At 71.6% G+C, this 21,645-nt stretch carries 20 protein-coding genes, 1 tRNA gene and 2 pseudogenes; 6 read left to right on the top strand and 17 right to left on the bottom strand.

Annotated elements, in window-relative coordinates:
- Positions 1–15: 15 nt before the first annotated feature.
- Positions 16–831 (top strand): annotated as a pseudogene (locus ACQPZW_RS05570) (SURF1 family cytochrome oxidase biogenesis protein); the annotation flags it as partial.
- A gap of 226 nt (positions 832–1,057) precedes the next feature.
- Positions 1,058–1,489: a hypothetical protein gene (locus tag ACQPZW_RS05565; RefSeq protein ID WP_433793755.1), complete on the top strand. Its 432-nt coding sequence runs from the start codon at positions 1,058–1,060 to the stop codon at positions 1,487–1,489.
- 296 nt (positions 1,490–1,785) lie between these two features.
- Here ACQPZW_RS05565 and ACQPZW_RS05560 read toward each other — a convergent pair whose 3' ends face one another.
- The 10 genes and pseudogenes from ACQPZW_RS05560 to ACQPZW_RS05515 all read right to left on the bottom strand — a co-directional run.
- Positions 1,786–3,465, bottom strand: coding sequence for an ATP-dependent DNA ligase (locus tag ACQPZW_RS05560; RefSeq protein ID WP_433793754.1), 1,680 nt, complete (start codon positions 3,463–3,465; stop codon positions 1,786–1,788).
- A 407-nt stretch (positions 3,466–3,872) separates the two neighbouring features.
- Positions 3,873–4,061, bottom strand: coding sequence for a hypothetical protein (locus tag ACQPZW_RS05555; protein ID WP_317797229.1), 189 nt, complete (start codon positions 4,059–4,061; stop codon positions 3,873–3,875).
- A 219-nt stretch (positions 4,062–4,280) separates the two neighbouring features.
- Entirely contained in the window at positions 4,281–5,756 is a 1,476-nt protein-coding gene (locus tag ACQPZW_RS05550; protein ID WP_433793753.1) for an FAD-dependent monooxygenase, read from the bottom strand.
- A 15-nt stretch (positions 5,757–5,771) separates the two neighbouring features.
- Entirely contained in the window at positions 5,772–7,118 is a 1,347-nt protein-coding gene (locus ACQPZW_RS05545; protein ID WP_433797435.1) for a dipeptidase, read from the bottom strand.
- Positions 7,119–7,175: 57 nt separating this feature from the next.
- Positions 7,176–8,255: a M48 family metallopeptidase gene (locus tag ACQPZW_RS05540; protein WP_433793752.1), complete on the bottom strand. Its 1,080-nt coding sequence runs from the start codon at positions 8,253–8,255 to the stop codon at positions 7,176–7,178.
- Between the two features lie 108 nt (positions 8,256–8,363).
- Positions 8,364–9,890, bottom strand: a complete 1,527-nt coding sequence (locus ACQPZW_RS05535) for a cobyric acid synthase (protein WP_433793751.1) — start codon at positions 9,888–9,890, stop codon at positions 8,364–8,366.
- Complete coding sequence (locus ACQPZW_RS05530) at positions 9,887–10,900, bottom strand: cobalamin biosynthesis protein (protein ID WP_433793750.1); 1,014 nt, start codon at positions 10,898–10,900, stop codon at positions 9,887–9,889. Before ACQPZW_RS05530 ends, ACQPZW_RS05535 begins: the two co-directional genes overlap by 4 nt.
- A gap of 1 nt (position 10,901) precedes the next feature.
- Positions 10,902–11,372 carry a hypothetical protein gene (locus ACQPZW_RS05525; RefSeq protein ID WP_433793749.1) on the bottom strand — a complete coding sequence of 157 codons (471 nt, stop codon included), beginning with the start codon at positions 11,370–11,372 and terminating at the stop codon, positions 10,902–10,904.
- Positions 11,373–11,682: 310 nt separating this feature from the next.
- On the bottom strand, positions 11,683–12,024 hold the full coding sequence (locus ACQPZW_RS05520) for a hypothetical protein (RefSeq protein WP_433793748.1): 342 nt from the start codon (positions 12,022–12,024) through the stop codon (positions 11,683–11,685).
- Positions 12,025–12,075: 51 nt separating this feature from the next.
- Positions 12,076–12,228: pseudogene (locus tag ACQPZW_RS05515) on the bottom strand (single-stranded DNA-binding protein); the annotation flags it as partial.
- A 266-nt stretch (positions 12,229–12,494) separates the two neighbouring features.
- Between ACQPZW_RS05515 and ACQPZW_RS05510 the strand changes: the two are divergent.
- The gene (locus ACQPZW_RS05510) at positions 12,495–13,577 is read left to right on the top strand and encodes an alpha/beta hydrolase (protein WP_433793747.1); all 1,083 of its coding nucleotides are present in this window, start codon (positions 12,495–12,497) and stop codon (positions 13,575–13,577) included.
- Positions 13,578–13,595: 18 nt separating this feature from the next.
- Positions 13,596–13,668: transfer RNA gene (locus ACQPZW_RS05505), tRNA-Arg, on the top strand.
- A gap of 187 nt (positions 13,669–13,855) precedes the next feature.
- Here the strand turns inward: ACQPZW_RS05505 and ACQPZW_RS05500 are convergent.
- From ACQPZW_RS05500 to ACQPZW_RS05480, 5 genes are all read right to left on the bottom strand, one after another.
- Positions 13,856–14,827 (bottom strand): hypothetical protein, encoded by a 972-nt coding sequence (locus ACQPZW_RS05500; RefSeq protein ID WP_433793746.1) that lies wholly within the window; start codon positions 14,825–14,827, stop codon positions 13,856–13,858.
- Between the two features lie 105 nt (positions 14,828–14,932).
- Positions 14,933–16,117 carry an ABC transporter permease gene (locus tag ACQPZW_RS05495; RefSeq protein WP_433793745.1) on the bottom strand — a complete coding sequence of 395 codons (1,185 nt, stop codon included), beginning with the start codon at positions 16,115–16,117 and terminating at the stop codon, positions 14,933–14,935.
- A 1-nt stretch (position 16,118) separates the two neighbouring features.
- Positions 16,119–16,778, bottom strand: a complete 660-nt coding sequence (locus ACQPZW_RS05490) for an ABC transporter ATP-binding protein (protein WP_433793744.1) — start codon at positions 16,776–16,778, stop codon at positions 16,119–16,121.
- Complete coding sequence (locus ACQPZW_RS05485) at positions 16,775–17,833, bottom strand: HlyD family efflux transporter periplasmic adaptor subunit (protein WP_433793743.1); 1,059 nt, start codon at positions 17,831–17,833, stop codon at positions 16,775–16,777. The genes ACQPZW_RS05490 and ACQPZW_RS05485 overlap by 4 nt, the downstream gene beginning before the upstream one ends.
- On the bottom strand, positions 17,834–18,397 hold the full coding sequence (locus tag ACQPZW_RS05480) for a hypothetical protein (protein WP_433793742.1): 564 nt from the start codon (positions 18,395–18,397) through the stop codon (positions 17,834–17,836).
- 124 nt (positions 18,398–18,521) lie between these two features.
- On the opposite strand from ACQPZW_RS05480, the gene ACQPZW_RS05475 reads away from it, so the two are divergent.
- Positions 18,522–19,178, top strand: a complete 657-nt coding sequence (locus ACQPZW_RS05475) for a response regulator transcription factor (protein WP_433793741.1) — start codon at positions 18,522–18,524, stop codon at positions 19,176–19,178.
- A complete protein-coding gene (locus ACQPZW_RS05470; RefSeq protein WP_433793740.1) occupies positions 19,175–20,329 on the top strand; it encodes an ATP-binding protein in 1,155 nt (384 codons plus the stop codon). Before ACQPZW_RS05475 ends, ACQPZW_RS05470 begins: the two co-directional genes overlap by 4 nt.
- A 130-nt stretch (positions 20,330–20,459) precedes the next feature.
- On the opposite strand, the gene ACQPZW_RS05465 is transcribed toward ACQPZW_RS05470, so the two are convergent.
- Complete coding sequence (locus ACQPZW_RS05465; protein WP_433793739.1) at positions 20,460–21,299, bottom strand: DMT family transporter; 840 nt, start codon at positions 21,297–21,299, stop codon at positions 20,460–20,462.
- 65 nt (positions 21,300–21,364) lie between these two features.
- Positions 21,365–21,589 (bottom strand): hypothetical protein, encoded by a 225-nt coding sequence (locus tag ACQPZW_RS05460; RefSeq protein ID WP_433793738.1) that lies wholly within the window; start codon positions 21,587–21,589, stop codon positions 21,365–21,367.
- Between the last annotated feature and the right edge of the window lie 56 nt (positions 21,590–21,645).

The following is a 21,645-nucleotide window of genomic DNA, read 5'->3' as shown; positions in this document are numbered from 1 at the left end:
AGGTAGCCTCAGGGGGTGTATCGGTTCCTGCTGACCCCGCGCTGGCTGGGTGCCGCCGCGCTCACGATCATCGCCTCGGTGGTCATGGTGATGCTCGGCAATTGGCAGCTGGATCGTTACCGACAACGCACCGCCATCAATACCCGGATCGACAACGCCAACGTGGTCGCGGCCGTCCCGCTGACCCAGGCGCTGACCGCCCCGACCACGGCGGGCACTCCCGGCCCCGACCCGGGTGAGGCTCTGGCCTGGACAAAGGTGACCGTGAGCGGCCGCTACGACCCGGCCAACGAGATCCAGGCGCGGGGCCGCACGGTCGGCAGCAAGGTCGGCTTCGAGATTCTCACTCCGCTGATCCTCGACGATGGCACGGCGGTTCTCGTGGACCGCGGCTGGGTGCCCGCCCCGCCCGGCGGAGCGCTCGAGTCGCCCCAGGTTCCCGCAGCCCCCACCGGCCGGGTCACGGTCACCGGCCAGGTCCACCTGTCGGAAAGTAGACCCGCTCCGGTGGAACGCCGGGACGGCCGTCTGGACACCCGCCGGATCAGCCTGCCCCGCTTGGCGACCGAGCTGCCCTTCCCGGTGTACGGAGCGTATGTGCTCCTGACCGAGCAGACCCCGGCCGCCGACCCGGCGTTCGTGGCGATCCCCATCCCGCATGAGGACTCGTGGCAGAACGGTGGCTACGCCGTCCAGTGGTGGATGTTCGCCGGCATGGTCTACGTCCTGTTCGGCTGGCAGGCCCGACGGGAGGTTCAGGAGACGTCCGGCGCCACACGGCCGGTCAAGTCAGCAAGCCGCCCCCGCGACCGGGTCGCCGACGCCGATTCCCGCGACCGGGTCGCCTCCGCAGACCGCGTCGCCTCCACAGACCGGGTGGCCTCCGCAGACCGGGTCGCCTCCACGGACCGCGTGGCTGAGGCGGATCGGGTTGCTGAGACCGATCGGAAGGCCGCGGACGCCGGGACCGCGTGACGGCATCCGGTTTCGGGCCGCTTGCGGTGAGGTGCGTGGCGTCGTCTCGCGACAGAGGGCGACGCCGATTAATGTCGCGGTCATGACCTTCCCGTCGGGTGATCCGTGGGGCGCGCCGTCGTCTCCACCCGCGTCCGAGACGCCGGCCCCGCCGGAGCCGTCCGGGCCGGTGATCGCGGAGATCGCCGAGATGCAGATCACTTCCACGATGGTGCACACGCCGGTGGGGGATCTGCCGTTGTCCGGTTCCCGCTGGCTGGTCACCGATCAATGGCTCAGCCAGCGGCGCACCCCGACCTGGGCGAAGATCGCAGCCTTCGGCGGCATCTGCTTCACGGCAGGCCTGAGCCTCTTCCTCCTGCTGTTCAAGGAGCCGATCGCCCAAGGCACCGTCAACGTCACGGTGACAAGCGGCCAGCATCAGTACGTCTCCCGTGTCCCGGTCAGGAACGAAGACGATGTGACCGCCATCAACCAGCAGGTCAACTACATCCGAAGCCTCGCCGCCCTGTAGCGATCGTCGCGCCCCGTTGAGCGCGATGAAGAGCCGCGCCGACGTCAACGGATCGCCGGCCATTCGATAGGCGGTGAGATCCCCGCCGGACGCCGGGCCGACAAGCAGACCGCCGCCCGCCAGACGCCGGCCGGCAGGTAGATCGCCGCCACCGGACGCCAGCCGGCAGCGAGGTCGCCGTTGGGAACCCTGCGGTCAGGCCGGTGGAGGTGAGTAGCCTGCGCCGATGGCGCGGACGACAGCGATGGTGTCGGCTTCGCCAGCCGGCAGCGAGGTCACCGTTGGGAACCCTGCGGTCAGGCAGGTGGAGCTGAGTGGCCTGCGCCGATGGCGCGGACGGCGTCGATGGTGTCGGCTTCGGCGGCCGGTTTGTCGTCTCGATAGCGAAGGACCCGGGCGAAGCGCAACGCGACACCGCCCGGGTAGCGGGGTGATGTCTGGACGCCGTCGAAGGCGATCTCCACCACCTGCTCCGGGCGGACGGTCACACCCCACCCGTTGTCGGCGACGGCCAACTGCTGAAATCGCTCGGTCTGCCAGCGGAGTAGCTCGTCGGTGAGGCCCTTGAAGGTCTTGCCGAGCATCACGAACCCGCCGGTTTCCGGGTCTCGGGCGCCGAGGTGCAGGTTGGACAGCCAGCCGTGGCGGCGACCATGGCCCCATTCGACGGCCAGGACGACGAGGTCGAGGGTGTGGCGGGGCTTCACCTTGACCCAGGCGGATCCACGGCGGCCGACATCGTACGGCGCCTCCGGGTCCTTGATCACGACGCCTTCCTGGCCGGCGGCGAGGGCCGCGGCGAACGCGGCGGCCGCCTCCTCTTCAGTGTCGGCAGCCGACCGGCCGACGGTCGCGACTGCGGGAACGGTCTCGGCGAGCGCGGCCCAGCGGACCCGGCCCGGTTCGTCGAGCAGATCGGCGCCGTCCAGATGAAGGAGATCGAAGAAGTACGGTCGAAGGCCGGTCGCCGCGGCATCGCCCCCGGACACGGCCGAGGCAGCGGACGTGGCGGCAGCAGGGGACGCGGCAGCAGCAGGGGACGTGGCAGCAGCGGACGCGGCGGAGTCCGGGGCCGCACCGCTCGCACGGGAAGTCCGGCGAGTCGTGGCTCTCGCGCCGCGGGTGGCGGCTCGGCTGGAGGTCTCCTGGAACGGACGCGGGCGGCCGGACGCGTCGAGCAGCATGGCCTCGCCGTCGAGGATCACCTCACGCACCGGCAGCGCCCTGACCTGGGCGACCACTTCGGGAAGCCGGGCCGTGACGTCGTCGAGGCTGCGGGTGAAGACGGCCACCTCGTCTCCGGAACGGTGGACCTGGATGCGGATGCCGTCGAGTTTGGTGTCGACGATCGCGGGCGTGCCGGTGGCGAGAAGGGCGGCCGCGACGTCGGGCGCGCTGCTCGCCAGCATCGGGCTCAACGGGGTGCCGACTCGCAGGTGGATCTGGGCGAGCGCGGGCGCGCCACCGGTCAGAGCGGCCTCGGCCACGATCTTCAGATCGCCGGCGAGCAGGAGGGCACGCCGGACCGTGGTGGCCGGCACCTCGGCGGCGGCCGCGATCGCCTCGGCCAGCAGGCCGGCCTGGGCGCCCTGGCGTAGCTCGCCGCCGAACAGGCCGACGAGCAGCAGCTGTTCCGGTGCGGTGGCGGCGCTGAACAGGGCGCCGAGAAGCTGTTTGCGACGGGCCTGTGATCCGGCGCCGGAGACGGCCGAGATGTCGGCGATCGCCGCGTCGACCGCCGACACCGTCAGGGTGGCCTCAGTGGCCGGCTCCGGCCGGTCACGCAACGACGCGTAGCCGACACCGGTCTGCCGTTGCCGTAGCTCACCGGCTAGGTAGGCGGCCCCGGGAACGATCTCGCCGGGGTCGAGCCGCCGCAGCGCCCCGGCGAGCAGCTCGATCTTCGCCTTACGGCCCGAGGTCGCGGCGACGGCGGCCGAGGTGGCTGCAATGTCAAGGAACCGCACGATCTCCATCCTGGCAGCCGATCGCGCCCTCCGGTGCCCCGTGACGCGTGCTGAACACGATCGGCCACGAGGTCCCGGCGTCAGGCGACATCCGAAAGACACGAGCCGGGCGCGGCCCCGTCACGAGAACCGCACCCGCGCGAGTCTCCCGTAGCGGGAGACATGCCCGGTGCGGCCTATCCACGAAACCGCACACGGACGGCACCACGGCGCAGTAGAGGACATGCCGGTGCGGCCTCATCACGAGAAACCGCACGGACCGCGCCACGGCGCAACAGAGGACATGCCCGGTGCGGCCTTGTCACGGGACCGCACACGGACGGCGTTACCGCAGTGGGGTGGGGATCGCCACGAGTGGGCTCACCCCGTACCCCCGGGGAAGTTGTCTGGTCTTGACCTTGGGGTGGGGATCGTGATCATGCGGCTTTGGGCTCCTCGATACGGAAGCCGCGGGCACGGACCGCGTCGGCGACCCGGGCCAGCTCGGCGTCGAGCGTGCAGAGAACCTTGGAGAGATCGTCGAGGTGATCGGTGAGGGTGGCGTCGTCCCACCCGGAGACGTCGACGTCGCCGAGTGCGCGGGCCGCGGCACGGAGCCGGGCGATCGACTCGATCCGCTCGCGAGTGCGAAGACGGTCGAGCGAATCACGTGGGCCGGCGGGGGTCACCCGGGCCGCGCGACCGGCCAGCGCAGCGGAGAGCTGCGTGGCGGGCCTGGTGGTAACAGGCATGTTCGGTGCAGGCGAGGCAATCGAACGCATGTTCTAATCCTAACAGGAATGATCGCCGCCGCCAGCGCTGATCCACCCTGTGGACATCGGAATTCACCTGCCCAGGGCATGCCGGAACAGCGTGTCGGCCTCGGCCGGCGTGGCGCGCGCGGCGACGAACCCGTCCGCCCGGACCAGGTAGAACAGGCCCGGCTGCAGGCCCGTTCCGGGGGCCGCCGGGAAGAGGTGCACCGGCATCCCGAGGTCGGGCGCGTCGGAGGCGGCGACCTCGCCGTAACCGTGGATCTGCCAGCAGGCCGCGCGCAGGGCCCCGTGGTTGACGCCGGTCCAGGGCAGGCGACGGCCGATCACCGGGTCACGCGGGCTGGAGGGGCCCGCGTCCGGATCGAGGCGGTAGTGGATGCGGATCTGCGACACGTACTGGAACATCCGGGAGCCGCCGGACGAGTTGGGGAGCGCCCGCACCGCGATGGGGGCGATCAGCGGGATCACGAGGCGCCGCAGCACCCGTAGCGGCAGCCGGTTCGAGGTGATCGCGTTGAACAGCCGGTCGGTGGTGGCGATGAGTTTCCGGGCGACCGGCCGGCGTTCAGCCTCGTAGCGGTCCAGCCAGCCGTCCCGGCGGGTGCCGCGCAGCACGTCGGAGAGTTTGAAGGCGAGGTTGTGCGCGTCTTGCAGGCCGGTGTTCATGCCCTGCGCGCCGACCGGCGAATGGACGTGGGCCGCGTCACCGGCCAGGAAGAACGGGCCGTCCCGGAAGGCCGCGGCGACCCGGTGATGCACCCGGTAGGTGGCGAACCAGCGGGCCCGGTCGTAGGTGACGCCGTAAGTGTGCAGTATCCGCTCGCGGGCGGCCTCCTCGTCCAGGTCGCCGTCGCCGTCCGTGTCACGGACCAGGCCGATCAGCCGCCAGCCGCCGGCACCGCGCATGGGGAAGCCGAGCAGGAAATCGGTCCGTTCCGGGCGGACGTTCACCGCGTCCGGCACCAGGCCGTGCGTGCCGATCGCGTCGAGCACGAAGAAGCGATGCGGGTTGGTGACGCCCTCGAAGTCGATCCGGCGGGCCTTGCGGACCACCGAGTTCGCCCCGTCGCAGCCGACGCAGAACCTGGCCCGGACCGTGTGGTTCCCGACTTTCGCCTCGACCCCGTCGTCGGTCTGCACGACCGCGGTCACCGGCGACTCCCAGTAGACGTCGCCGCCGAGTTTCCGCAGGTTGTCGTAGAGGATCTCCTCGTTGCGGCTCTGCTCCAGAACCTCGATGAAAGGGTACGGCGTGAGGCGCGCGCCGAGCTGGCCCAGCGGGATTCGCCCGAACGACCGCGCACCGAACCCGGGCGCGAGAGCCTCGGCCCGGTGCGCGGCCTCCAGGACCTGGTCGCCGATGCCGAGCTGGTCGTAGATCTCCAGGCTGCGCGCCTGCACCACGAGCGCACGGGACTCCGCCGTCGGACCGTCCTTGCCGTCCGCGACGATCACCTGCGCCCCGAGCCTGGTCAGCCAGTTGGCGAGCATCAGCCCGGTCGGACCGGCGCCCACCACGAGAACCTCACAGGTCAGCTCGGCCATCGGCCACCTCGTCTCCTACCTCGTCAGAGTCTCCGCAACGTTCTTGAGCAGAAGCGCCTCGGCGACACAGACCCGCTCGAACTCACCCAGGTGCAGGCTCTCGTCCGGCCCGTGCGCCGCCGAATACGGGTCTTCGACACCGGTCACCAGGATCGCGGCGCCGGGAAACAGCTCCTGGAAGGTGGCGATGAACGGGATCGACCCGCCGACGCCCATGTCCACCGGGTCGGTGCCGTCCCACGCCGAGCGGAAGGCGGCACGGGCCGCGTCATACACCGGACCGGTCGCGTCGATCACACACGGCGAGCCGTCGCTCTCCAGCGTGACCTCCAGACTCGCGCCCCACGGAACGTGCTTCTCCAGGTGGGCGCGGACCGCCTCGAACGCCGTTTCAGGGTCCTCCCCGGGGGCCAGCCGCACACTGATCTTCGCCTTGGCGCTGGGCTGCAACGCGTTCGCCGCCTCCAGGGTGCGTGGCGCGTCGATGCCGAGCACCGAGACCGACGGCTTGGTCCAGATACGGTCGGTGATCGTGCCCTTGCCGATCAGCTCGACACCGTCGAGGATGCCGGCCTCGTGCCGGAACCGGTCGGCCGGATAGTCGACGCCAGCTCCCTCACGGCCGACCAGGCCGGCGATCGCGACCTCGCCGTCATCGTCGTGCAGCGTCGACAGCAGGCGCGCCAGGGTGATCAGCGCATCGGGCACCGGGCCGCCGAACATGCCGCTGTGCACGGCGCTCTTCAGCACCTTGACCTCGGCGAACAGGTTGACCAGACCGCGCAGAGAGGTGGTCAGCGCGGGTCGGCCGATGTCCCAGTTACCAGAGTCGGCGATCACGATCACGTCGGAGCGCAGCTCCTCCAGGTGCTCGTGGATGATCGTGTCGAGGGAGTCGGACCCATACTCCTCCTCGCCCTCGACGAACACGACGACGCCGACCGGAAGCCGGTCGCCGAACGCCCGCAACGCCGCGACGTGCGCCATCACACCCGCCTTGTCGTCGGCCGCGCCACGACCGTAGAGGCGGCCGTCACGCTCGACCGGCTCGAACGGATCGCTCGTCCACAGCGCCGGGTCACCGGCCGGCTGCACGTCATGATGCGCATACAGCAGCACGGTCGGGGCACCGGGCGGGGCCGCCTTACGGCCGATCACGGCCGGCTGGCCACCATGGCGGACGATCTCGGTGTCGAGCCCGCACCCGCGCAACAGCTCGGCGACCGCCTCCGCGGACCGCTCCACGTGCGAATGGTCGAAACCTTCAAAGGCGACACCCGGGATCCGCACCAACCGTTCCAGGTCGGCGCGGACACCGGGCATCTCGCGCCGGATCGCGGCGCGCAGATCGGATTCACTCAGGCTCATGCCGCCGATCGTAGGCCGGAGATGTGACAGGTTTCCGGCCCGACCGGTGGATCATGCGTCCGGCGTACCCTCTCCGCTGTTGTCGCGGCGCCCACGCCGGGCCGCCTCACTGGCCCAGCCATACGCCTTGCCGGCGGCTGTACCGGCCAGGTCGGCGGCGCCGCCGCCGAGCCGTCGCACCAGCCCGACCAGCGGATCCTGGGAGTTGTCGAAGTCTTCGCGGTACGCCTTCGCCGCCGCCTTCACATCCTCGCTCACCGACGCCTCGCCGTCGGAGTCGCGGCGCGGGTAGTCGCCGCCGAGAATCGCCGCATACTCCCCCGAGTCGATCCATTTGCGCAGCTCAGCGGCCCGGGCGACCGGCACCGGGTGGCTACTCCACGCGGTCAGGCCGATCTTGTGGATGCTGTCGCGCAGGTCGCCACCGCTCTCATACTCCGCGGCCTGCTCCAGGAACGCCGCCGTGTCGATCTGCGACAGGTCGCCCCCGCCGGCCATCTTCATCAGCAGCCGCAGCGAGGCGGCCGGGTCCTGCCCGGCGAGCAGGCCGGCCCGGTCGGCGGACAGCTCGGCCTTGCGCCACCACTCATACATCGCCGCGATGATCGCCCGCAGCGCCATCACCCCGATGGGAAGCCAACTGATGTTGGCCAGCCACCCGGTCAGGATCTGCATGATCGTCTTGTAGACGGCATGGCCGCTGCGCACATGCCCGATCTCGTGCCCGAGCAGGGCGCGCAGCTCGTCGTCGTCGAGCCTGTCCACCGCACCCGTCGTGATCACGATGAACGGCCGGTCCAGGCCGATCGCCTGCCCGTTGATCCGCGGATCCTGCGTGACGTAGAGCTCGGGAAGCTCCGCCACGTCGAGCGTGCTGCCCGCCTCCGCGAAGAGCTGATACACCCGCGGATACTGCCGGTGGTCGACGCGGATCGAGCCGGCCAGGAACATGAGCCGGAAACCCCGCTCGTTCCACATACCGAAAAATGTCTTCACCACGTCGTCGAAACCACGCAACTCACGCAGCGCGGACAGCGCGCCACGGTCGGCCGGATGCTCCCACGCCCTCGAGCTGATCCCGGTAAGGGTCACACGACGGCGTGCCGGCCGGTTGTCTTCCTCGGTCGTCATCTGCCTCACCCCGTTCTGCCGCTGCCGCGGCGCCGGGGCCGCGCTTCCGCGCCCAACGTACGCCGGAGACGCAACGTATGTCCCCTGCCGGCGACCCGGAGAAGACCCTTACGGGGCGCCTGGGGGCAGGAACGGCAGCCCCGGGGTGGGGCCCTTCTCGATCAGCCGCCACAGGGCCCCGGTGTCCAGGTGCTCCTCGACGAGATCACCGAGCACGTCCAGGGCACGCTCGCGAACCCCCGCATACCGGGTGTCGCCGGCGACCGTGAAACCGTGCCGTCCGGCCAGGCGGGCCGCCTCGGTGAGGAACCGCCGGCGGAACCCGTCCGACTCGAACGCCCCGTGCCAGTGCGTGCCGAAGACGTTCCCGGCGACGGCGCCCTCCGGCCGGCCGTCGTCGTAGCGCAACAGCGGCTCGGGGGCGCCGGCCGACACGTACCCGTGATGGATCTCGTAGCCGTGCGCCGGCTGCCCCAAGCCGGACCCGGACGAGCGGGCCAGCGTCTTACGGTCCGCGAAGGTGATCTCCACCGGCAGCAGGCCCAGCCCCGGAACCGTCCCGCGGCCGCTCTCCACGTCGTCGTGGATGCTCTCGGCCAGCATCTGGAAGCCGCCGCAGATGCCCAGCAGCGGCTTGCCCGCGGCGGCGTGCGCCCGGACCGCGTCGGCCAGGCCGGTCTCGCGCAACCAGGCGAGATCACTCACCGTGGCCTTCGAGCCGGGGATCACCACCAGGTCGGCGTCGGCGATCTCGGCCGGCTCGACGGTCAACTGCACCCGCACCCCCGGCTCGACGGCCAGCGCCTCGGCGTCGGTGGCATTCGAGATACGCGGCACACGAATCACCGCGACGCGCAGCCAGGCGCTCCCGCGCGGCGGGCCCGGACGTCCCAGCACCCGGCCGTACGCGAGGGAGTCCTCCGCATCGAGCCAGACGTCGGAGTGGAACGGCAGTACGCCGTACACCGGCCGCCCCGTCACCGCGGTGATCATGTCCAGGCCGGGGCGAAGAATCCCCAGGTCACCCCGGAATTTGTTGATCACGAAGCCGGAGACCAGCTCTTGGTCCTCCCGGGACAGCAGCGCCAGGGTGCCGAAGAAAGCCGCGAACACCCCGCCCCGGTCGATGTCACCGACCACCACGGTCGGCAGGCCGAACCGCCGGGCCAGGCCCATGTTGACGAAATCGCCGTCCCGCAGGTTGATCTCGGCCGGGCTGCCGGCGCCCTCACAGATCACCACGTCGTAGTCGGCGCGCAGATCCGCCAGAGCGGCGTGGGCGGTCTCGGCGAGCCGTGGACGCAACGCTCGGTAGTTACCGGCCGTGACCGTGTCCACGGCCTCGCCCAACAGGACGACCTGGCTGGAGCGGTCACTGCCGGGCTTCAGCAGAACCGGGTTGAAGCGCAGGTCGGGGGCGATGCCGCAAGCCTCGGCCTGCATCGCCTGGGCTCGGCCGATCTCGCCGCCGCGTCCGTCCGCGGTCACGACCACGACCGAGTTGTTGGACATGTTCTGAGCCTTGAAGGGCGCCACACGGACGCCTTGGCGGTGCAGCCAGCGGCAGATGCCGGCGGTCAGGACGCTCTTGCCGGCGTCCGAGGTGGTGCCGGCGATCAGGAGGCCGCCGGTCATGATCGGCGCCGGACACGGAATGGCCCTTCGGGCCCCGCCCCGCCCCCGCCGCCTCCACCGGCTGTGATCGTGCTCCGTGCCGCGGCGACGGCGGCCGCCAGCACGACGGCGACCGCGCCCACCGCCCCCGACACCCGGGCCGCGCGCCGCAGATGCGCAGCCGACGGCCGGGGCCCGTCGCCCAGGAACGGCCGTGTCTCACTACGTCCGAAATAGACGTTGCGCCCGCCGAGCCGCACCCCCAGCGCCCCCGCCATGGCTGCCTCGCACTGCCCCGCGTTGGGCGACGGATGGTCGTCCCGGTCACGCCGCCACACCCGCAGCGTCTCCTTCGGCGTCCCGCCCGCGACAGGCGAGACCGCCGCGGTGAGCAGCCCGGTGAGCCGGGACGGCCCGAGGTTGAGCAGGTCGTCGAGCCGTGCTGACGGTGTCCCGAACCGGGCGTACCGCGGTGACCGGTGCCCGACCATGGCGTCGAGCGTGTTGGCGGCCCGGTAGCCGAGGAGCCCGGCGGGACCGAGGAGCGCGCCCCAGACGAGCGGCGCGACGACGGCGTCGGAGGTGTTCTCGGCGACGGATTCGACGGTGGCGCGGGCGAGCTCGGGCTCGTCGAGTGCGGACGGGTCGCGGCCGCACAGGTGGTTGAGTCGGCCTCGGGCGGCCGGCAGGTCGCCGGCGTCGAGGTGGCGGGCCATGGTCCGGGCTTCGCGGCGCAGGGTGCGGCCGCCGAGGACGGTCCAGGTGGTGGCTGCGGTGAGGGCGAACCGGGCTGCCGGGTGGTTGCGGGTGGCTCGTGCGGCGGCGAGCCCGGCGAGTACGGGCACGCCGACGGCGATGGTGGTGAAGAGTGCGCCGGCCGTGCGGTGGGGCCGGTAGGTGCGCTGTTCGAGGGCGGCGGCGGCGGTGCCGTAGCCGGCGACGGGGTGCAGGCGGCGGGGGTCGCCGATCGCGGCGTCGAGTAGGTATCCGGCGATGAGGCCGGCCGCGTCGGCGGTCCAGCGTGGTGGCACGTCAGCGGCCGAACGGGGTGAGGTCGAACGCCCAGACGGTGAGGGTCGGGGTGTCGTTGTCGATGTCGTCGGGGTACGGCACCGGCTCGAGCTCGCCCCAGACGATGGAGCCGGGTGCGCGGTCTTCGAGGAATTCGACGACGATGGCTCGCAGGTCGTCGGTGATCTGGTAGGCGGCGGTGAACGGCAGGTCGCTGGGTTTGCAGGTGCCGGCTGAGCAGCGGAGCTGCCCGGCGACGGCGTCGTGCCAGACGTAGAAGGTGGCGGTGCCGCGGTGGCCGAGGCCGGCGACCCGGTCTCGTAGCCCGGTTGCGGTCTCCTCGAACGCGGCGACGACCTCGTCCGCGGACAGGCCCATGCGCTCGTGTGGCGGGGCGCCCAACCAGCTGGTGTTGGCGTCCTCGGCCGTCTGGTCCTCCGGCGATAGCACCATCGTGTCGGTCGCGATGGCGCGGATGTCCTTCAGCAGCACGGGTTCAGTCTGCCGGTTGGGGATGGGGGAAGCCCACCCGGGCCGCTCCGCCCGTTGGCTGTTCGGGGTGGCCCGATCGGCCGGTCCCGATGGGCATGGGTCCTGAATGTCGGGTAGGTCGGTGGTGTGTGCTCCTTCGGCGGTTGTGGCGTTTCCCTCGTTTGGGGGACCGCGGCGGCCCGGCCGGGTCGTCCCGTCACCCGGGCGGGGGTGGGGGACGCGACCCCGGAGCCGGCCGGGCCGCCGGGCGCCGCCGCGCCGGTCATCCGCAGGGATTCGGTGTCCGGTGGCGGCGGCTTCCGGGAAGGTCTCAGGCCGCTACGGGCTCGCGGCGGGTGGCGCGCCGGGTCCGCCGGGTGTCGGCGGGCGGGGCGGAGACGGGCACGGTGGGGTCGTCGTCGGCTTCGGCGGTCTCGTCGGTGAGGCCGGCGACGACTTCGAGGAAGGTGGGGCCGTCGTCGTCGGGGGTCTGCTCGGGGAGGCCGTCGCCGAAGCCGACGGGGCTCTCCTCGTCGTCGAGGGCGACGGTGGCTTCGCCGCGGATCATGGCGTCGGCGGTGGGGCCTTCGATGGTGCTGTCGGTGGCGGGTTTGTTGCGGAAGAAGCGGGATCGGCCGCGGGCGAGGTCGTGGCCGATGGCGAAGGCCTCCATCTCGTAGGAGACGCGGTTGTTGTTGTCGTCGTCGACCCAGTCGCGGGTGTAGATGCGCCCGTAGACGACGATCGGGTCGCCGACGGCGACGGAGGAGGCGACGCCTTCGGCGAGGCGGCGCCAGGCGGTGACGCGGACGCGCAGGCTGTTGCCGTCGATCCAGCGGCCGCTGTCGCGGTCGAAGCGGCGGGCGGTGGAGGCGATGCGGAAGTTGGCGACGAGTGCGTTGCCGGTGGTGGTGCGCCGCCATTCGGGGCGGTGAGGACGTTGCCGACGACGACGAGGTTGGTTTCGAACACGACGTTGGTCCCTCTCTGGGGTGCCGGTGGTGCGGTCGGGTTCGAGATTGCGTCACTGGCGATGATCTTGTGGTGACTGACTGTGGACGGCGGCGGATTGTGGACGGCGACCGTGAAGGATCACGGATCTGATATGGCGCTCCCGGCAGTACCCATGGGTAACCTGTGGGCGTGGAGACCGACGTCCTCGGATGGCCGTACGAGCGGCACACCATCGAACTGGGCAGTGACGACGAGGGGCCGGTGGTGGCGACGCTGGTGCGCCGCCGGGCACAGACCCCGACACGGCGGGCCGTGCTGCATGTGCACGGGTTCGTGGACTACTTCTTCCAGACCCATCTGGCCGACTTCTTCGTCGAGCGGGGCTGGGACTTCTACGCGCTGGACCTGCGGAAGTACGGCCGGAGCCTGCTGCCGCATCAGACGCCTAACTTCGCGCGGAGCCTGACCGACTACTTCCCGGAGCTGGACGAGGCGGTCCGGATCATCCGCGAGCAGGACGGTCACGATCAGCTGCTGGTGGCCGGCCACTCGACGGGCGGTCTGATCACGTCGTTGTGGGCTCATTCACGCCGTGGTCAGCAGCAGGTCGACGGCCTGTTCCTGAACAGCCCGTTCTTCGACTTCAACCTGCCGTGGCTGCTGCGTCGCCCGCTGATGTCGCTGGTGCTCTCGGTGAGCGGCCGGTCGCCGTACAAGAGGATGCCTGTCGCTTCTCTGGGTCTGTATGGCCAGAGTCTGCACAGTGACCATCACGGTGAGTGGTCCTACGACCTGGAGTGGAAGCCGATTCTCGGCTTTCCGGTGACGATGGGCTGGCTGGAGGCGATCCGCCGGGGGCAGCGCAAGCTGCGGTCCGGTCTGGCGATCGACGTGCCGGTGCTGGTGGCCTGTTCGACGCGGACGTTCCGGGGCCGGGATTGGCACGACGACGTCCGGGTGTCGGATTCGGTGCTGGACGTGGAGCACATCGTCCGCTGGGCGCCGGGGCTGGGTTCACGGGTGACGATCGCGCGGTTCGACGGCGGAATGCATGATCTGACGCTCTCCGGCAAGGAGGTACGCGCGGAGGTGTTCCGCGAGTTGGGACGCTGGGCGGACGGTTTTCTGCCGGCGCCGGGCGCTGTGGAGCCGGAGATTCCGCCCGCGCCGGAGGATCAACCGGGCATTGCCGCCGTTCTCGAGGAGGCGGAGGCGGCGGTCGAGCGTGCCGCCGCGGAGGAGGCGGACGACAAGTCCGGCACGACCGCCTAGGATGTGCTGGCTAGGCCAGCGCTCGTAGCTCAGCGGATAGAGCAGTGGACTTCTAATCCACCGGTCGCAGGTTCGAATCCTGCCGGGCGCGCAATCCTGCCCTGGGTTGATCCCATGGCCGCGCCGTCGCGCTTCTTCCTGATCGGGAGTCCCGGGCACGGGGCCGGGCCCGCAGTGGACGCTGCGGTGGCAGGGCATCGACGAGTGGGACGCGTCTGCGCGGGGGTGGAACGGTTTCTGCCCGCCCGGTCCCGACGGACCGAGCGGGCAGGGCGGGTTCAGCGGACCGTGACCCGGACGGAGTCGAGGGCCGGGGTCTGGTTGGCGCGTTCCATCATCGGGATGCGGTGGGAGCCGTCACCGGCCCAGGCGGAGCACTGGAAGGTGCCGGGCTGGGCCAGTCCCGGCACCTGGATGGCGACGGTGTCGGGGGTGGCGCCGCCGCGGCTGTCCTCGGTGGCGACGAAGAATCCGGGAACCGGGTCGGGCGCGGGGGCCTGCTGCTGGCTGTCGAGGATCCGGCAGGCGGTGTGGAAGTGGCCGCGGACCAGCCCGTTCTGCAGGACGCTGGACTCCACGTAGTAGCCGCCCTGGCCGGCCGCGAGGAACCGGTCGCGGATCAGGTTGCGGGTGCTGATCTGGAGCGTGAACGCCTGGTTCCGGTTGACCTGGCGGGGCGCGTTGGTGATCAGCAGGGTCGGGTTGTTTGCCGCGTTGCCGACCTCACCGAACTCGGTGGAGACGCACCGGTTGCCCTTCTGGAAGCCGTCGTGCGCCTCGAGGCGGCTGGTGTCGCAGCTGTCGGTGAGGATGCCGAGGTTGTTGCCGGGCTGGGCGGCGGCCGGGGTGGTGACGGCGGGCGCGCCGCCGTTCTGGTTCAGGGTGCACGTCGACACACGTTCGGCGTTGAGATTGGGCCGGGCCGCGTTACGCGAGATCGCGGTCTCGATCCGGTTGATCGCGGCGAATCGCTTGTCCTTGAGCGGACCGAGGATCGCGTTCTGGATGAAGTTCGCGCCGCCCTGGCCCTGGGTCGCGGCGATGCGGTTGTTCGCCTCGTTGATCTGCTGGTCGATCTGCCGGAGGTTGTTGTCCACCTCCGCCTGCGCCTGCTGGGGGACGGCGACCGTGATGTAGACCTGCGGACAGTTGACGGTGGGCACGGCGGCTTGGGCGGCCGAGGCGATACCGATCCCGGCACCCGCCATGGTCACGGCGAGCCCGACGGTGATGACGAGTTTCCGGTGCATTGGCCTGCTGCTTTCCCGATCCCGATAGAACCCTACGGCGATCGATACGGGAACGCTCCCAGACTGGATCAAGCCGGCGAGAAAATTATTCTCGCCGGCTGACCCTCAGGCGGCGCCGAGAGCTTCGGTCGGCGCGAGACGCGCCGCCCGGACCGCCGGATAGAGGCCGGCGATCGCGCCGATGAGCAGGGTCGCGCCGAGTCCACCGGCGACGGCCCACAGGGGTACGACCGGCGGCCACTGCTGCGTGCCGGCGTAGACGACGGTGACGGCGGATCCGCCGAGCACCCCACCGGCCCCGCCGAGCAGGGACAGCAGCAGTGACTCGGCGACGAACTGGGTACGGACCTGGCCACGGGTGGCACCGAGGGAGCGGCGCAGCCCGATCTCGGCACGGCGTTCGAGCACCGAGATGACCATCGTGTTGGCGATGCCGATGCCGCCGACGAGCAGTGCCACCGCGCCGAGGCCGAGCAGCAGCGAGTTGAAGGTGCTGGCGGCGGCCCGCCGGGCGATGAGCGCGTCGGACGGGTTGGAGACGTCGACCTGGTCGGGGCTCTGCGGGTTGGCGGTGGCGGCGAGGACACCACGGACCGCTTCCACCTGTGACTCGATCGAGCGGGTGTAGACGCGGGTGGCGTGACCGTCGAAGTCCAGGTACGACGTGGCGGCCTCCCAGCCGATGAGGACCGCGGTGTCGAGCTCGGGCGCGAGCGCCACACTCGCGAGCACTCCGATGACGGTGTAGGTGCGGCCGTCGATCCACACGGCGGGCACGTCACCGAGCCGCCGGGCCGCGGCGGCGCCGAGGACGACGGCCGGATGGCGGGCGGTCGCCGCGTTGAGCCAGGTGCCGCGGGCGAGCCGCGCGTCGACGGTGCCGGGCAGGTCGAGTCGGGCGGCGACGACGGCCAGGCCGCCGGTCTCGCCCGCGGGGATCCGGTCGGTGCGGTAGACGGGCGTGTCCTCGACGGCGCCGACGGCGGTGGCCGAGGTGACCGGCCCGATGCGCTCGATCATCGGGAGGGCGTCGTCGGGCAGGGTCGCGTCGTCGCCGAACATGGTGCGGCCGGGCGCGACGGTGAGCATGTTGGTGCCGAGCGCGGCGAGTTGCTCGTCCAGGTCGGCCTGTCCGGAGGCGGAGATGCCGACGACCGACACCATGGCGGCGATGCCGATGGCGATACCGAGTGCGGACAGGACGGCTCGCAGCGGGCGGGAGCGCAGGCCGTACCCGGCTAGACGCAGTAGGTCGGAGGGGCGCAGTCGCGCCGGGTGGAGGGACGCCATGTCAGATCACCTGTCCGTCGAGCATCGGCACCTGGCGGGGCAGGGAGCCGGCGATCTCGTGGTCGTGGGTGATCACCAGGACCGTGGTGCCGCCGGTGTTGAGCTCGCGCAGCAGGTCCATGACGCCGGTGCCGGAGACCGAGTCGAGGTTGCCGGTGGGCTCGTCGGCGAGGAGCACCGCCGGGTCGCCGGCGACGGCGCGGGCCACGGCGACCCGCTGGCGCTCGCCGCCGGACAGCTGGTGGGGGCGATGCCCGAGCCGGTCGCCGAGACCGACGCGGGTGAGCGCCTGTTCGGCCCGGTGTCGCCGCTCCCGTTTCGGCAGGCCGGTGTAGAGCAGCCCGTCGGCGACGTTGGCGAGGGCATCGCGGCCGGGAGCGAGGTGGAACGACTGGAACACGAACCCGATCCGCCGGGCCCGTAACGCGGACAGTTGCCGGTCGGAGAGGGCGGCGATGTCGTGGCCGTCGATCCGGACCCGGCCGGAGGTGGGCCGGTCGAGGGTGCCGATCAGGTTGAGCATGGTCGACTTGCCGGAGCCGGACGGGCCGACGATCGCGATCAGCTCGCCGGGTTCGACGACGAGGTCGACGTCGTGCAGCGCGGTGACGCCACCGGGGTAGCTCTTGGTGACCCGGTGCAGCTCGATGACGGCCGTCACGTCGGGATCCCCACTTTCTGCCCCTCGGCGATCCCGTCGCCGGTGACCTCGACCCGCCCCGACGCGAACAGTCCCGTCTCGACCGCCACGATGCGGGTGGCCGTGCCGTCGACGATCTGCAGCCCGTATCCGCCTTCGGCGAGGGCGAGAAGGGCGTTCACCGGTACGGTCAGCACGTTCTCCCGCTGGGAGGAGACGAACAGGACCGCCACCGACGCGTCGTCGAGCCCCTGTGGCGCCTTGTCGAACCCGACCGTCACCACGATCTCGGTGGTGTCCTGGCCGCCCGGATTCTCGGCTTCCTCCACAGTGGTCGTGACCGCGGTGATCCGGCCCCGGGCGGTCGTGCCGTCCGGCAGGGTCACGTCGACCTTCGCGCCCTTCCTGGCGAGCCGCTGGTAGTCGATGTCGAGCTCGACGGTCGCCACCCGGCCGGTGGCGGTGGTGGTCAGCAGCTCCGCCCCGGGCTGCACGGACGCCCCGAGGTCGGCGCTGCGGGACGCGACCCGGACCGGGCCGGCGGCGTAGACGATCCGGCCCGGTTCGACGGTGCCGGTCTCGGGGAGGCCCAGGTCGTCCTGCCAGTCCTCGACGGCGCCGGCGGTCGCCGAGGTGTACTCGTCGTCCACGGTGAACCCGCGATATCCCAGCGCCCACAGGTTCTTCTCCCACTGGATGACGTCGGCGCCCTCGTCACCGGGCGACAGTTTCCGGTAGGCGGGCAGTGTGCCGTACAGCAGCACCACCGGATCGTTGTCGACCTTGTAGAGGGCGCCGCCCCGTTTGATCGTCGTGTCGACGGCCGGCAGCGCGGTGACCGTCCCCGACAGCCGGGTGGTCAGCCCCGTGGTGTCGCCGAACCCGAGGGAGCCGCGGTGGCTCTCCTTGTCGACGAGGGTCTGCCGGGTGATGTCGGCGGTCGCCGCCGGCCGGGTCCCGGCGGCCTGGGCGCTGGTGCTCTCCGTTTCCGGTAGGCCGCCGGTGAGCAGGAACGCGGCCACCCCGCCGGCCGTCACTGCCCCCGCGACCGCGGCGGTCGTCCATCGGCGTCTCATCTACTTACCTCCCACCTGGTGCGGCCCGCGCTCGCTGCGTTCTCCGCCGCCGTTCGGTCGGTACCGGACGCACGCTTTGTCCGCGGCGTCGAAGGCCGGGTCGCCGGGACCGGTGCCGAGCTTGTCGCCGTCGATGCCGAGCTGCCCGTCGGCGTCCGGGTCCGGGAAGTTCGGCACCCCGTTCGCGCGCATGCACTTGGCCAGCTGCCGGTTGTTCTCGATCTCCTCGGCCGACAGTTTCGGCGGCTCCCCACCGTTGGGCAGGAACCGCTTGCACGCCTGCTGGGCCTCGTCGACCGTCGCCGGGTCCACACCCTGCGGGAGGGCCAGCTCCATCCGCCCGTCGGCCTGCGGGTCCGGAAACCAGTCGAGGCCCTGCTCGCGCATGCATTGCGAGAACTTGAGCGACATGTCCCGGTCCGCCACGCTGTCGGCGGCGCTGTTCGACGGTGTCGCTGTCGCGTTCCCGGCGGTGGCCACGCCCCCGCCGTCGTCCGCGGCCCGTGAGCAACCCGCGGTCGCCGCGAACAGGACGCCCATCACCACGATCGTCCTGATCCTCATCCCGGTCTCCTCTACCGGCGACCGGACGGCCGCCACGCACCGAAGTAGAGCGCCCGCGGTGTATCCGCGGCGTCAGGGGAAAACGTGACGCAGCGGTGACGGCGGCCGGGTTCAAGATGGAGACATGCGGATCCTGGTGGTGGAGGACGAACCGCTGCTCGCCGACGCGGTGGCGCAGGGGTTGCGGCGCGAGGCGCACGCCGTCGACGTCGTCCACGACGGCGGATCAGCGCTCGAACGCGTCGACGTCAACGACTACGACGTGGTGGTGCTGGACCGGGACGTGCCGGTGGTGCACGGCGACAAGGTGTGTCAGGTGCTGGCCGACCGTAGGGCGGGCATCCGGGTGCTGATGCTGACCGCGGCCGCCGGGATCGACGACCGGGTCACCGGGCTGGCCCTCGGCGCCGACGACTACCTGCCCAAACCGTTCGCGTTCCGGGAGCTGTCGGCCCGCGTCGCCGCGCTCGGCCGCCGGGCCCGGCCGGCTGCCCCGCCGATCCTGCGGCGGGCCGGGATCAGCCTCGACCCGTACCGGCGCGAGGTGCACCGCGACGGCCGGTACGTGCCGCTGTCGCGCAAGGAGTTCGCCGTCCTGGCGGAGCTGCTGCGCGCCGACGGCACCGCGGTGTCCGCCGAGACGCTGCTGGAGAAGGCGTGGGACGAGAACGCCGACCCGTTCACCCACACCGTCCGGATGACGATCCTGAAACTGCGGCGCAAGCTCGGCGACCCGCCGGTGGTGCTGACCGAACCGGGAGTGGGGTACCGGATCCGATGAGACTGACCGTGCGCGCCCGGCTCACCGCCGTCTACGGCGGCCTGTTCGTCTCCGCCGGGCTGGTGCTCCTCGGCGCCATCTACGTCCTCGTCGAACGCGACACACCCGCCGGCAAGGTGGGCACCTCGGTCATGCCGCCGGCGACGGCCGGGGTGCCCGACACCGGCGCCGGGCCGGCCCACTACGAGCAGGTGATCGAAGGCACCCGCGCCGGCACCCTGCACACGCTGCTCACCCAGGGCGTGATCGCGCTGCTCGTGGTGAGCGCGGCGGCGATCGCGCTGGGCTGGCTGATCGCCGGGCGCATGCTCCAGCCCGTGCACCAGATCACCGCCACCGCCCGGCGCATCGCCGAGTCACCGCTCGCCGATCGTGGGCTGTCCGAGCGGATCGCCCTCGACGGCCCCGACGACGAGCTCAAACAACTCGCCGACACGTTCGACGTGATGCTGTCGCGGCTCGACCAGTCACTCGACGCCCAGCGCCGGTTCATCGCCAACGCGTCACACGAGCTGCGGACGCCGCTGACCCTCAACCGGACCCTGCTGGAGGTGGCGCTCGAACCGGACACCACCTCGCCCGCGATGCACCAACTCGGCACCACCCTGCTCGCCATCAACGACCGGCACGGCCGGCTCATCGACGGCCTGCTCCTGCTGGCCCGCTCGGAACGCGAGGTAACCGAACGCTCCTATGTCGACCTGGCCGACATCGTCGACCACGTCGCCGTCTCGGACATCGTCGACCGCGTCGCCGTCTCCGGCACCGTCGAAGTCGTCGCCGAGCCGGAGGAGGCCGCCGTCCTCGGCGACCCGGTCCTGCTCGAACGCCTCGTGCAGAACCTGCTGGAGAACGGCCTGCGCCACAACGTCCCCGACGGCGGATGGGTCCGGGTGACCACCCGCACCCGCCCCGACGGGTGGGTGGAACTGCAGGTCGGCAACTCCGGCCCGATCGTGCCCCGCTACGAGGTCGCCGGCCTGTTCGAGCCGTTCCGCCGCTACCACCGCGACCGCCTCGCCGCCCCCGGCGCGGGCCTCGGCCTCTCCATCGTCCAGGCCGTCGTCGGCGCCCACCACGGCCGGCTGCGCGCCGACGCCCGCGACGAGGGAGGCCTCACGGTCACCGTCCTCCTCCCCCGGGCGCCTTAGGAAGCCCTTCATCCGGTACGGCCACGCAACACCACCGTGGCTACACCGCGACGCGGGCGGCACTCCCGCCCACCAGGGCGCCTCACGGGCGGAATCCGCCGGTCCCGCCCACCCCCACCCCGCCACCCGGTCATGTCGGCGACGGCACGCCCGCCGTTGACGAGGCCGCGCTGCGCCGTGCCAGCCCCACCACGCCCCACGCCATGATCAGCGCCGCGACCACCACCGTCATGAGACCGGCCGTCCCGAAACGGACGCCCTCACCGAACAGCACCACTCCCGCCACTGCCGCGACCAGCGGGTTCGTGACACTGACCGTGGCCAGCGGCGCGGCCAGCCCGGCACCCCGGTAGGACAGTTGCCCGAGCAGGTAGCCGCACACCGCGAACGCCGCCACCAGCGTCGCGGCCGACACCGGCACGGCGCCCAGCCCGCCGGTGGTGAACGAGGTCAGCACCGCTTTGGACAGCACCGATGCGATCCCGAACGCGGTCCCGGCGCCGGCGGCCAGCAGCACCGCCCGGCTCCGTGGCCCGGACCGCCAGGCGCACAGCGAGCACGCGAACACCATCCCGGCGGTGATCAGCCCGAGCCGGTGGATGACCGGCTCGGCCAGCAGCGCCGGCGTGTCCGGCTCCACCGACAGTGACAGGATCAGCGCCAGCCCGGCCACGGTCGCCGCGGCGTCACGCCAGGACGCCGCGCTGATCCTGGTCCGGTAGCGGACCACCTCGATGGGCAGCGCGAACAGCAGGGTGAGCGTGCCGAGCGCCTGCACCACGGCGACGGTGCCGAAGTTGAGCGCCACCACGTGCAGGCCCGCGCCCGCGCCGGTGAGCAGCAGCGCGGCCGCCCAGCGTGACCGGCCGCGATGGCCGCGCCCGGCGAGCCGCTCCTGCGCCACCGCGGCGCCCGCGTAGGCGGCGACCGACAGCAGGGAGAGCACGACGGCCCAGCCCAGCGATCCCATCGCGCCACCTCGAGAAGGTCCTCCGTCGACGATACCGAGTGGGGAAGCCGTCGACCGGCCGTCCCCTACCCCGGATGGGCGCGGTCAATCGCCGGGGCGGGCGGCGCCGGCCTGGCGCGTGCCCGGGCGAGCCGGGCCGTCTGCCGGTCGATCAGGCCGTGGGAGCGGCGGCGGGCGATCACACGCCGCTCACCGGCCCGCTGCTCGCGACGGCGTGCCGCCCGCCGCACCCGCTCGGTGAGGGTGCTCTGCCAGTCGTGTCCGGCATCGCCGGGGAACGTCTCCGTCATGCCTCACATCCTGCCTCCGGGCGGTGACGTCCCGGCCCGTCGTCCACAGCGGCGAG

Source organism: Actinoplanes sp. CA-252034 (assembly GCF_050956125.1).
Classification (GTDB): Bacteria; Actinomycetota; Actinomycetes; order Mycobacteriales; family Micromonosporaceae; genus Actinoplanes.
Note: the sequence above shows the minus strand (reverse complement) of the source record. Positions and strands in the feature narration are given on the sequence as shown.